We start from the raw sequence: 12,574 nt of genomic DNA on the forward strand, positions 1-12,574 counted from the left end.
TCTGGGCTTCGATGAACTGAAGCAACTCGCTGTCGAATTCTGCGTAACTCTTTGTTTACCAAGGAGTTTTCCGTTTCGACTGCGCCGGAAGTGGGGCGAATTATAGACTTCCAGAATCTGCCGTCAAGCACTAATTACGCTTTTGGTGCAGAAACTGGTTTTTTCGCGATAAGGCGGGGAATCCAGCGCATGACAGGCGGAATACGCAGCACCAAAAGCAGCACACCTATAGATGCATATATCGCCCACTCCTTCAGATCGGCCCGCACAATCCACAGCATATGCAGCAAACCTAGCCCAAGGATCACATACACCAAGCGATGCAGCTTCTTCCAACGACTGCCAAGTCGACGCTGGCTATAGCGATTGGAGGTCACTGCCAACACCAATAAGCAGAGGAAGCCCAACGCGCCCACAATAATGTAGGGCCGCTTACGCAGCTCCACCCCGAGTTGCGACCAATCAAGCCCCAAGATAAAGACGCAGTAAGCCGCCAGGTGCAAAACCACATACGCAAAACACCAGAGTCCCAGCTGTCGGCGGACAGCAATCCACCCCGCCCAACCGCTGAGCTTCTGCAATGGTGTCATGCCCAGCGTGATCAGCAACAGAATCAAGGTCCCAAGCCCCAACCGATCCATCAGCACTTTGCCTGGATCAGGCCCGAGCACAGAATTCCATGCCTCGTACAACCAGAAAAATGGCCAAATCGCCGCGGCTATAAAGACGCCGACACGCCAGATCGGATAACGCATCAGTAATTCTTCCGCAGATCGAGGCCCGTATAAAGAGAAGCGACCTCATCCGAGTAGCCATTGAACATCTGCGTCTCACGCACGTTCGGGCTGAACAGGCCGCTGGGCAGACGACGCTCTCGCGCCTGAGTCCAGCGAGGATGGTCGACCGTAGGATTCACGTTCGCGTAGAACCCATACTCATCGGCCGCGATGCTCTGCCAGGTCGTCTTGGGTTGTTCGCTTACAAGACTGATCCGCACAATCGACTTCACACTCTTGAAGCCATACTTCCACGGCACCACCAGACGCAGTGGTGCGCCGTTCTGGTTAGGCAGTTCACGCCCGTACATGCCAACGGCAAGGATAGCCAATGGGTTCATCGCCTCATCCAGGCGCAACCCTTCGACATATGGCCAGTCGATCAAGCCAAAGCTTGAGCGCTGCCCCGGCATACTTTTGGGGTCTTGGAGCGTTTCAAAACGGATGAACTTGGCTTTAGAGGTCGGCTCCACCTGCTTGAGCAAGGCTGAAAGGGGGAAACCCATCCACGGAATCACCATCGACCACGCCTCGACACAGCGCAAACGGTAGATGCGCTCCTCCAACTGATAAGGCTTCATGAAGTCTTCCAGGGCATAACGCCCCGGCTTGCCCACCTCTCCATCAATCACCACACTCCAGGGCTCGGTCTTGAGTGAACCCGCGTTCTTCGCCGGGTCACCCTTGTCCGTACCGAATTCATAGAAGTTGTTGTAGTGGGTTGCGTCCTTGAACGGCGTAATGGCTTCGTCCTTTACCGTAACAGCCTGCCACTGGGTGCCTGGCAGCTTTTGGGCAAACCAACTCGGCGCATTGCCAGGCTCGACGTCGGCGTAACGCGCTGCATCGTCAGCACTGGCCCAGCGCGGCAAGGTACTGGCAGCGACGCCAGCAAGCGCACCACCGAGCAAGCTACGGCGAGATAAATAGAAGGATTCAGGCGTGACATCCGATTCGTGACAATCGGACGCTTTGGGGATCTTGATTAACATGGCAACTCCGCAGCATTGGAGGACTGATGCACCAATAGACTGCGGAGTATGGCGGACATTACATTAAGACAATGTTTTGTCGCGGCGCAGATGCAGCAAGTACTGAATCGGCCCCGAAGCGGCGTAGACCAGGAACGCCAGCAGCAGGATACGCGGCGGGTCGCTGAACACTACAGCAAACACCAGCACCACCACCAGGATCGCTACGAAAGGCACGCGGCCCTTGAGGTCGAACTCCTTGAAGCTGTTGTACTTGATGTTGCTGACCATCAGCATGCCAGCCGCAGCCACCATCAAGGCCACCAGGAACGACATTTTCGAGCCCTGGATTCCATAGTCACTGAATGCCCAGACAATACCTGCCACGACGCCTGCAGCCGCGGGGCTGGCAAGGCCAATGAAGTAACGCTTGTCAGCGGTACCCACCTGGGTATTGAAGCGCGCCAGACGCAAAGCGGCGCCGGCGACATAGATGAAGGCGACCATCCAGCCGACCTTGCCCATATCTCCCAGCGCCCAGGCAAACGCCAGCAGCGCCGGTGCAACCCCGAAAGCGACCATGTCCGACAGCGAGTCGTACTCGGCGCCAAAGGCACTTTGCGTGTTGGTCATGCGCGCCACGCGGCCATCAAGGCCATCAAGCACCATGGCCACAAAGATTGCGATGGCGGCAAAACCGAAATACTTGCTGGCACTCACCGCATCACCCGCCGCCAGCGCACTTTGGGCACTCATGGAGTTGATGATGGAATAGAAGCCGGCAAACAGGTTCGCGGTGGTGAACAGGTTAGGCAGAAGATAGATGCCACGATGCCGGACCTTGCGACCTTCCGCGTCATGCCCTTCTTCGACATGCTCATCGATCGGCAGCAGGCTTTCGGCGTCAGAGGCCTGGCGTGGCTCTTCGGGACGTTCGCTCATGGATTTTACCTTGCAACGGTGTGAAAAAATTCGACAGAAACTTGCGGCGAGTGTTCGCCCGCAAACGATGCAGCTTTATACCAGAACCAGCCCCTCAAACGAAAAAACGCGGCCTAAGCCGCGTTTTCTGTTGATGCGTACGACTTAGTTTTTGGCTTTGTCGACGATCTTGTTGGCACCGATCCACGGCATCATGGAGCGCAGTTGCTCGCCGATGACTTCGATACCGTGAGCGGCGTTGTTACGACGCTTGGCGGTCATCGAAGGGTAGCCGGTTGCGCCTTCGCTGATGAACATTTTGGCGTATTCGCCGTCCTGGATACGTTTCAGGGCGTTGCGCATGGCCTGACGGGACTCGGCGTTGATCACTTCCGGGCCAGTCACGTACTCGCCGTATTCGGCGTTGTTGGAGATCGAGTAGTTCATGTTGGCGATACCGCCTTCGTACATGAGGTCAACGATCAGCTTCAGTTCGTGCAGGCATTCGAAGTAGGCCATCTCTGGCGCGTAGCCAGCTTCAACCAGTGTTTCGAAACCAGCTTTGACCAGCTCAACGGTACCGCCGCACAGAACGGCTTGCTCGCCGAACAGGTCGGTTTCAGTCTCGTCCTTGAAGGTGGTTTCGATGATGCCGGTACGACCGCCACCCACGCCAGCTGCGTAGGACAGTGCAACGTTTTTAGCGTTGCCCGAGGCGTCCTGGTAGATCGCGATCAGGTCAGGGATACCGCCGCCTTTGACGAACTCGGAACGCACGGTGTGGCCCGGGGCTTTCGGCGCGATCATGATCACGTCGAGGTCAGCGCGTGGAACAACCTGGTTGTAGTGAATCGCGAAGCCGTGGGAGAAGGCCAGGGTGGCGCCCTTCTTGATGTTCGGCTCGATTTCATTCTTGTACAGCGCGGACTGGAACTCGTCCGGGGTCAGAATCATGACCAGGTCAGCAGCAGCAACGGCGGAAGCAACGTCGGTCACTTTCAGGCCATGGGCTTCAGCCTTGGCAACAGTGGCCGAGCCTTTGCGCAGGCCGACAGTGACGTCAACGCCGGAATCTTTCAGGTTGCACGCTTGGGCGTGGCCCTGGGAACCGTAGCCGATGATGGCGACTTTCTTGCCCTGGATGATCGACAGGTCACAATCTTTATCGTAATAAACTTTCATGAGGTTCCTCTATATATCCAGGCCGTAAGGCCATTCGCTAATTTGGGTTAGATGCTGAGTACTTTGTCGCCACGGGCAATCCCGGTGACACCACTGCGTACGGTTTCCAGAATCGAGGCCGTCCCGATCGACTGGATGAAGCTGTCCAGCTTGTCGCTTGTACCGGTCAGTTGAACGGTATAAACGCTGGCGCTCACATCGACGATCTGCCCGCGATAAATATCAGTAGTCCGTTTAATCTCGGCACGCTGGGCACCCGTAGCCTTGACCTTAACCAACATCAGCTCACGCTCAATGTGGGCACTTTCCGAAAGATCGACCAGCTTGACCACTTCGATCAACTTGTTGAGGTTCTTGGTGATCTGCTCGATCACCTCATCGTGGCCCACGGTGGTCAACGTCAGACGCGACAGGGTCGGGTCTTCGGTCGGTGCCACGGTCAGGCTTTCAATGTTGTAGTTGCGTTGCGAAAACAGGCCGACAACACGAGACAGAGCGCCGGGTTCGTTCTCCAGAAGCAGGGAGATAATGTGCCGCATGATTAAGTACGCTCCGTCTTGTTCAGCCACATGTCGCGCATAGAGCCGTCTTTGATCTGCATCGGGTAGACGTGCTCACTGGTATCCACTTGAATATCGAGGAACACCAGGCGGTCCTTCATGGCGAACGCCTCTTCCATCTTCGGCTTCAGATCTTTCAAATCGGTGATGCGAATGCCGACGTGGCCGTAGGCTTCAACCAATTTTACGAAATCTGGCAGCGATTCCATGTAGGAATGGGAGTGACGGCTGCCGTAGCTCATGTCCTGCCATTGACGCACCATGCCCAGTACGCCGTTGTTCAGGCAGACGATCTTCACCGGAAGGCCGTACTGCAAGCACGTCGACAACTCCTGAATGTTCATCTGGATGCTGCCCTCACCGGTGACGCACGCGACGTCGGTGTCGGGGAAGCTCAGCTTCACACCCATGGCCGCAGGGAAACCAAAGCCCATCGTGCCCAGGCCACCGGAGTTGATCCAGCGGTTAGGCTTGTCGAACTTGTAGTACTGCGCGGCGAACATCTGGTGCTGACCCACATCGGAGGTTACAAAGGCATCGCCCTTGGTCACTTCGCACAGGGTTTCGATCACGGTTTGTGGCTTGATGACGCTGCCGTCGCCTTTGTCGTAAGGGAACAGGCCGCGGTCACCGCGCCATTCGTCGATCTGCTTCCACCAGCTGGCAACGGACTCCTTGTTCGGCGTTTCGCCGATGTCCTTGAGCGCGGCTACCATCTCGGTCAACACACTTTCTACCGGACCCACAATCGGCACATCAGCCTTGATGGTCTTGGAGATCGACGCAGGGTCGATGTCGATGTGGATGATCTTGGCATTCGGGCAGAACTTGCTCGCGCCGTTGATCACACGGTCATCAAAACGCGCGCCCACTGCCAGAATCACATCGGCGTGGTGCATGGCCAGGTTGGCGGTGTAGCTGCCGTGCATGCCGAGCATGCCGACGAACTGACGGTCCGTGCCCGGGAATGCGCCGAGGCCCATCAACGTGTTGGTGACTGGCAAATTGAGCAGCTTGGCCAGCTCGGTCAGCGGAGCAGAACCGCCGCCCAGGATCACGCCACCACCCGAGTACAGCACCGGGCGCTTGGCCGCCAGCAGCATTTCTGCTGCCTTGCGGATTTGCCCCGAGTGCCCACGAACAGCCGGGCTGTAGGAACGCAGCTTGGCTTTCTTCGGGAAGATGTATTCGAACTTTTCAGCCGGGTTGGTCATGTCTTTCGGGATATCGACCACAACAGGGCCCGGACGACCGGACTGTGCGAGGTAGAACGCCTTTTTCATGACTTCCGGGATTTCCGAGGCATGCTTGATCATGAAGCTGTGTTTCACGATCGGCCGGGAGATACCGATCATGTCGGTTTCCTGGAATGCATCGGTCCCCACCATGGTGCTTGCGACCTGGCCGGAAATGATCACCATCGGAATAGAGTCCATATACGCAGTCGCGATGCCGGTAATGGCATTCGTTGCGCCTGGGCCGGACGTCACCAGTACCACACCGGCTTTACCGGTGGCACGGGCGTAACCGTCAGCCATATGGGTCGCGGCCTGTTCGTGGCGAACCAGGATGTGGGTAACAGCCGGTTCCTTGAACAGTGCGTCGTAAACATGCAGCAGAGCACCACCTGGGTACCCGTAGATATAGTCGACGCCTTCGTCACGCAAAAAGCGGACGAGCATCTCACCGCCAGATAAAAGCTCCACGTTGTTCACCTCTAAAACGCCAGAATACCGTCCGTTAAAAACCGACGGGTCTTAATAGGTTTACTTCTCAACAGAGCATGAGCGACGGTGGTCGCCGACTACGTCAGCACTGACTGAGCAAGTATTGGGATCGTCCCAAGTGTTGCGGGCTTTTCCCACCCAGCGCGAGGTAACGCGTTGCGGGTGTTACAGGTCGGCGCGGATATGCGCCTCATGATCTGCTGAGCGGGTCTGCTTCTGGCAGTCCCGATACAGCGGACTTTGGATTCTTCTGTTTCAGCCCCTTCAAGTCAAGCAATAATTGCGCTTTTTTCCAACTAAGCGCATGAGAACGTAGATTAAAGGGGTTTGAGGAGGGATAAAACTCGCCTGAATGTCGTCAAGCGGTAGAAATGTGCGCAAGACTGCCGGAAAACCCGGCAGTCAGGCAATTAACGAGCGTCGACGATCAATTGGTCGAACTTTTTCAGCGCGTTACGCAAACCGAGGCTCTCAAGCGGGCGATCGGCGTAAACCATCTCCGCCATCTCCAGGATCCCCGACGCATTAGGCAACGGTAGATCCTGCTCGAGGATCTGCTTCATGCGCACCAGGAAGATCCATTGCAGCCACTGGTGAAAATCCAGGGTATCAACCGAAAAAGGCTCGACACTGCTGAGCGCCTCTGCGCTGGGGGACACCTCGTCCCACCAGCCCTGCACGCGCAATTCGCGCTCGATCAGCAATAACTGTTCGGCAATCGCGGGAAACCGTGCATCCATCAGAGGCTGACCTTGGCTTTCTGCCGAGCCTGCGCAGCACCGGCGGCATCGCCTTGGGCAGCACGCGCGTCACCAATCAAGGCCCACAGGTTGGCCTGCAGATCGGGACGACCATTGGCCAGGCTCAGGCCGCGACGGGCGAACTGTTCAGCTTGCGGCGCATCACCTTGGGCCATACGCACCTGGGCCAGGCGATACAACACTTGCGGCTCGCGAGGCGCCACGCGCTGGGCACGCTCAAGACTGGACGAAGCACCGTTCAAATCACCACCGGCCTGCTGTTGCTGGGCAGTAGTCAACAGCGACAACACGGGTCCGTCCAGTTGCTCATCAGCCGACAGGCCGCCCGCGCTTGACGACGACGGAATACCGCTCGGCGTCGACGGCATGTTGTAGGTGCCCTGATTGACCGGCGCCGTCTGGATCGGCGTGGAATCAACCGGCCCCGATGTGCTTGGACCTGGGGTCCACGGCTCGGCGCTGATCGGTGCCGACGTTGCAGCACCACCGCCCGGCACCATCACTACCACACCCGAATCCTGCGGCATGGCTTGCGGTGCGGCTTGCGTAGGACGCTTGACCACGGTCTGACGGAAGCCGCCGTTGGCCGAAATGCGATCGTTATTGGAAACGGTGGTACTCGAATCCACCACGGGAATCGAACCGCGCTGCACGCTGGAGCAACCGCTGAGCACTGCCAGAGCTGTAATAGCTGGAATCAACCACTTGTTCACGTGAAACCCTCTTTGCTTAGTTCATCCAGCCCTTGACCCAATCCATCACCGATTCCGCGTCAGCAGGGGCACTGCCACCGCATGCGGCGCCGGGTGGTGGCTCGCTGCCGCGAATATACGGCATCTGCACCGCGCCCGGACAGTTGGCATCGGAGCCCTGCCCCGTGTGCGGATCAATCCAGGCCTGCACGATGTTGTCCGGTTGCGGCATGTTCAGCGGCAACGGGTCTGCCTTGCGCATAAAGCTGGTCCAGACCTGCAGCGCACCGGTAGCACCAGTGAACGGCGTCTTGCCATTGTCGTCACGCCCCAGCCAAACCACGGCCAGCACGTCCTGGCCGAAGCCCGCGAACCAGCTGTCACGCGAATCGTTACTGGTACCGGTCTTGCCCGCCAACGTGAGGTTCGACGGCAGCACGCTGTAAACCGAACGCCCGGTGCCTTCGCGCATTACGCGCTGCATGGCGTTCTGGATCAGGTAAATGGAGCCTGCATCAAAGCGCTGCTGAATCTGGAACGGATAGCGCTTGAGCGGCTCGCCCTCGGCAGTCAGCACGCTGCGGATACCGCGCATCGGGGTATTGAAGCCGCCGTTGGCGAGAGTCTGGTACATCGTGGCCACTTCCATCGGGGTCATGGCGCCAGCGCCCAACAGCATCGATGGGAACGACGGGAACTCACGATTGATGCCCAGGCGACCCAGGGTTTTCAACACATTCGGCACCCCAACTTCCAGCCCGAGGCGCGACGTGGAGATATTGTAGGAATGCGCCAGGCCCTGATACAGGAACACCGTCCCGTGAGAGCGGCGATCGAAGTTCTGCGGCGTCCACACTTGGCCATCAGCACCTTTGACCGACAACGGGTCATCCGACAGCCAACTGGTCAGGGTGTATTTGCTCGGTTTTTCCAGGGCCGTCAGGTAGACCGCAGGCTTGACCAGCGAGCCGATCGGCCGCACGGCATCCAGCGCGCGGTTGAAACCGGCAAAACTGGCCTGGCGACTGCCGATCATGGCCTGGACTTCACCGGTTTCGGGGTTGGTCACCACCATGGCCGCCTCGACTTCATCGGAGCCCTTGCGGCCGGTCAAGCGTTTGAAGGTGTCGTTGACCGACGCTTCGGCTTTCATCTGCAAAATCGGGTCGAAGCTGGTGAAGATCCGCAAGCCTTCTTCGGTCAAGTCTTCGTCGCGGTAATCTTCGCGCAACTGACGTTTGACCAGGTCGATAAAGCCTGGGAAGGAGCTGTCAGCCAACTTGCCGCGGGTTGTCACACCCAGTGGCATTTTCTTCGCCGCCGCGACTTGTTCAGCGGTAGCCACGCCCTGCTGCTCGAGTACATCTAGCACCAGGTTGCGACGCTCAAGCGCACGCTCCGGGTTGCGACGCGGGTTGTAATAGGACGGCCCCTTGACCATACCCACCAGCAACGCAACCTGATGCAATTTCAACTCGGACAATGGCTGACCGAAGAAGAACTGACTGGCCAAGCCAAAGCCGTGAACGGCGCGCTGGCCATCCTGACCGACGAATACTTCGTTGAGGTAAGCCTCGAGGATTTCCTGCTTGCTGTAATGCAGCTCCAGCAGCATCGCCATCATGGCTTCGGTGAGTTTGCGGGTCAGGCTGCGCTCGTTGGTCAGGTAGAAGTTCTTGACCAATTGTTGCGTCAGCGTACTGCCACCCTGCGTCATCTTGCCGCCAGAAGTGTTGACCCAAATGGCGCGGGCAATCGACTTCGGCGACACACCCCAGTGGCTGTAGAAGTCGCGGTCTTCGACGGCAACGAGTGTTTCAAGCAGATACGGCGGCACCTGATCGAGCTTGATCAGGATGCGATCTTCCAGGTTCTTTGGGTAAATGCCGCCGATCAGCAGCGGCTCCAGGCGCACCACAGGCAACTTCGAACCATTGAGCGAGGACAGCTCGGCGACGTAATCGCCAGAGAAGCGCACGCGTACCGGCTGGGCTTTTTCCAGGCCTTCGTAGAACTGGAAGCCGCGGGTGTTCAAGTCGACGGTATTGCCGCTGACGGCCGCAGCGCCAGGGCCATTGCTCACGGCTTCGCGGCGGTAACCCAACGCGTCGAGCTCGGTCAGGAAATCATCTTTACTCAGCTTCTGGCCAGTGAACAGTTCCAGCGGGCGTGCGTACACCTTGGCCGGAATGGTCCAGCGCTTGCCGGAGAACTTCTCCTGGACCACAGCGTCGAGGTACACCGCGAAGCCGGCGAGCACTACAAGGCCCACCAGGCTGAGCTTGAGCGCCCAGCCCAGCCACGGGCGCAGGCCGCGGGAAGGAGGTTTTTTACGGGAACGGGGAGATCGGGTTCGAGTCATGGCGGCGGATTATACGCACTTTATTGATGATCAACATGAGCCGGACAGCGGTTTGCACGACCGGCTGTAACAGCCATAATGCCCGCCATGATTTCCCCCAGACTTTGAAGGATCGCCCGTGAGCCAGTCCCTGATCGCTGCCCTGCAAAACCCGGCTTTGTATCCCCATCCGGTTGAAGCGTTTCACGTTATCGAGACCCATATTTCCTGGGTCATTCTGACTGGCCCCTTCGCTTATAAACTGAAGAAGCCGATGAACTTCGGCTTTCTGGATTTCACCCAACTGGATGACCGGGGGCACTTCTGCAACGAAGAACTTCGCCTCAACCAGCGCCTGACCGAAGATCTGTACCTTGAAGTGTTGCCGATTACCGGCACCGCCGAGGCCCCGCAACTGGGCGGCGATGGCCCGGTAATCGAGTACGCGCTGAAAATGCGCCAGTTCCCGCAAAGCCAACTGCTGAGCACCTTGCAAGCCAACGGCGAACTCACCAGCGCACATATTGACGAAATGGCCAAGCAGATTGCGCACTTCCACCTCACCGCACCAAAGGTTCCACAGGCGCACCCGGCCGGCACCCCGGACGAGGTGATGGCGCCAGTGCGCCAGAACTTCGATCAGATCCGCCCTTTCCTCAGCGACAAGGCCGATCTGGCACAGCTGGAAGCTCTGCAAGCCTGGGCCGAAAGCAGCTTCGAGCGCCTCAAGCCTCTGCTGGCGCAGCGCAAGCAGGATGGCTTTACGCGTGAATGTCACGGCGATATCCACTTGGGTAATGCGACGATGATCGACGGCCAAGTCGTCATCTTCGACTGCATCGAGTTCAACGAGCCGTTCCGCTTCACCGATGTGTACGCCGACACCGGCTTTCTGGCGATGGACCTGGAAGACCGTGGCCTCAAATCCCTGGCGCGTCGCTTTATCAGCCAATACCTGGAATTGACCGGCGATTACCAAGGCCTGGAAGTGCTGAACTTCTATAAAGCGTACCGGGCGCTGGTACGCGCCAAGGTTGCACTGTTCAGCATGCCGAGCGAGGCAAGCCCGGTGCAGCGCGCCACCACCCTGCGCCAGTACCGCAACTACGCCAACCTGGCCGAAAGCTACAGCACTATTCCTTCGCGCTTCCTGGCGATTACCCACGGCGTATCGGCAGTCGGCAAGAGCCACGTAGCCATGCGTCTGGTGGAAGCGTTGGGTGCCGTGCGCCTGCGCTCGGACGTGGAACGCAAACGCCTGTTTGGCGAACAGCATGTTGAAAACACACCACAGGCCGGCATCTATGCTGCCGACGCCAGCGCAGCAACCTATGCTCGCCTGAATGAAATCGCCGATATCGTCTTGCGCGCCGGCTACCCGGTCGTACTGGATGCCACCTTCCTCAAACGTGAACAGCGCGACGCTGCTGCGAAGATTGCCGAGGCCACCGGCGCGCCATTCCTGATCCTGGATTGCAACGCACCGCAAGCCGTTATCGCCAGCTGGTTGGCACAACGTCAGGCGGATAAGAACGACCCTTCCGACGCGACGCTGACCATCATCGAAGAGCAGCAGGCCAACCGCGACCCGCTGACCGCTGAAGAACTGCTGCTGAGCAAGCGTGTAGAGACCAATGAAAGCGGAACCCTGGATGCCTTGGTGGCGCATATCCGCCAGCGCCTGCCAGGCCTGTAAGAAATATTTCTTGGTCGTGTCACCGATCTACGGTGCACGACCGAGCAATAGTGGCACTATAATGGCGTCATAATTCCAACAGGAGTCGCCGTCATGAGTCAGCCCAAGCTTCTTGATACTCCGCTCTACGCGCTCCTGCACAAGGACGACATTCGAGGCTTCAACCAGGAACGGCCTAAAGACGGCAGCATCGACATGCGTGGCGGTGACTTTCGCGGGCTGGACCTGCGCGACCTGAACGCCACGGGTGTAGATTTCACCGACGCGTATTTCCGTTCTGCCGACCTGCGTGGCCTGGATCTACGCGACTGCTCATTGGAAGGCGCCAGCCTGGCGCATGCGCAAATTTCCGGCACCTACTTTCCACCTGAACTGACCGCTGACGAGATCCTCATGTCGGTTAATTTCGGTACTCGCCTGCGCTATCGCACCAAGTGACGTCACATGCCCGCCCCCGGCTACGCATCAAGCGTGCCGGGTGGTTCGCCCTGCCCCTGCGTAAAACCTCCTGACCATTCTTATAAGCGTTTCAGCCGTTCCTGACCAAAGAACTACGCTTTTCCTACTGAGCGCTACACTCCTTTTCAGGCTTGCCTGGTCACGATACCCACCGCACCATTCGGCCGTCGCAAGGAGGCTTGATGAACGATGAGCTGCAACACCTGAAAAACCTTGGCAAGACGTCGGCGCAGTGGCTGCATGCGGTGGGCATCCACAGCGCTTCCGACTTGCGCCGCCTGGGAGCGGTCGATGCCTACCGGGCAGTGCGAACTCGCGGATTCCGGGCCTCGAAAGTATTGCTGTATGCCATTGAAGGCGCATTGATGGATGTGCACTGGAACGACATTCCCGCGGAGCGAAAGGAAGCGCTGAACCGCCAGTTGGATGCGATTTCGGCACGTCAGAAGAATTAGCTCAGCGATAAAACTCAACGTTTACGGGCATTA

At 58.2% G+C, this 12,574-nt stretch carries 12 protein-coding genes; 3 read left to right on the forward strand and 9 right to left on the reverse strand.

Annotated elements, in window-relative coordinates:
* Positions 1-134 precede the first annotated feature (134 nt).
* From msrQ to mrcB, 9 genes are all read right to left on the reverse strand, one after another.
* On the reverse strand, positions 135-755 hold the full coding sequence (msrQ, locus tag AC19YS_RS16010; protein WP_200623876.1) for a protein-methionine-sulfoxide reductase heme-binding subunit MsrQ: 621 nt from the start codon (positions 753-755) through the stop codon (positions 135-137).
* Positions 755-1,768, reverse strand: coding sequence for a protein-methionine-sulfoxide reductase catalytic subunit MsrP (gene msrP / locus AC19YS_RS16015; protein WP_119741086.1), 1,014 nt, complete (start codon positions 1,766-1,768; stop codon positions 755-757). Before msrP ends, msrQ begins: the two co-directional genes overlap by 1 nt.
* A 63-nt stretch (positions 1,769-1,831) precedes the next feature.
* The gene (gene pssA / locus AC19YS_RS16020) at positions 1,832-2,689 is read right to left on the reverse strand and encodes a CDP-diacylglycerol--serine O-phosphatidyltransferase (protein ID WP_500602228.1); all 858 of its coding nucleotides are present in this window, start codon (positions 2,687-2,689) and stop codon (positions 1,832-1,834) included.
* Positions 2,690-2,833: 144 nt separating this feature from the next.
* The gene (gene ilvC / locus AC19YS_RS16025; protein ID WP_003176099.1) at positions 2,834-3,850 is read right to left on the reverse strand and encodes a ketol-acid reductoisomerase; all 1,017 of its coding nucleotides are present in this window, start codon (positions 3,848-3,850) and stop codon (positions 2,834-2,836) included.
* A gap of 47 nt (positions 3,851-3,897) precedes the next feature.
* Positions 3,898-4,389: an acetolactate synthase small subunit gene (gene ilvN, locus AC19YS_RS16030; protein ID WP_003176102.1), complete on the reverse strand. Its 492-nt coding sequence runs from the start codon at positions 4,387-4,389 to the stop codon at positions 3,898-3,900.
* Positions 4,390-4,391: 2 nt separating this feature from the next.
* Entirely contained in the window at positions 4,392-6,116 is a 1,725-nt protein-coding gene (locus tag AC19YS_RS16035; RefSeq protein WP_106579404.1) for an acetolactate synthase 3 large subunit, read from the reverse strand.
* Positions 6,117-6,547: 431 nt separating this feature from the next.
* Positions 6,548-6,877 carry a YqcC family protein gene (locus AC19YS_RS16040; RefSeq protein WP_095013553.1) on the reverse strand — a complete coding sequence of 110 codons (330 nt, stop codon included), beginning with the start codon at positions 6,875-6,877 and terminating at the stop codon, positions 6,548-6,550.
* The gene (locus AC19YS_RS16045) at positions 6,877-7,611 is read right to left on the reverse strand and encodes a tetratricopeptide repeat protein (protein WP_119741084.1); all 735 of its coding nucleotides are present in this window, start codon (positions 7,609-7,611) and stop codon (positions 6,877-6,879) included. Before AC19YS_RS16045 ends, AC19YS_RS16040 begins: the two co-directional genes overlap by 1 nt.
* A 16-nt stretch (positions 7,612-7,627) precedes the next feature.
* A complete protein-coding gene (gene mrcB / locus AC19YS_RS16050; protein WP_106579230.1) occupies positions 7,628-9,952 on the reverse strand; it encodes a penicillin-binding protein 1B in 2,325 nt (774 codons plus the stop codon).
* 118 nt (positions 9,953-10,070) lie between these two features.
* On the opposite strand from mrcB, the gene AC19YS_RS16055 reads away from it, so the two are divergent.
* From AC19YS_RS16055 to AC19YS_RS16065, 3 genes are all read left to right on the forward strand, one after another.
* Complete coding sequence (locus tag AC19YS_RS16055) at positions 10,071-11,627, forward strand: bifunctional aminoglycoside phosphotransferase/ATP-binding protein (protein WP_119741082.1); 1,557 nt, start codon at positions 10,071-10,073, stop codon at positions 11,625-11,627.
* A gap of 93 nt (positions 11,628-11,720) precedes the next feature.
* Entirely contained in the window at positions 11,721-12,065 is a 345-nt protein-coding gene (locus tag AC19YS_RS16060) for a pentapeptide repeat-containing protein (RefSeq protein WP_106579232.1), read from the forward strand.
* 203 nt (positions 12,066-12,268) lie between these two features.
* Positions 12,269-12,541 (forward strand): TfoX/Sxy family protein, encoded by a 273-nt coding sequence (locus AC19YS_RS16065; RefSeq protein WP_010562703.1) that lies wholly within the window; start codon positions 12,269-12,271, stop codon positions 12,539-12,541.
* Positions 12,542-12,574 lie beyond the last annotated feature (33 nt).

It is taken from the genome of Pseudomonas sp. MF08831 (assembly GCF_059862645.1).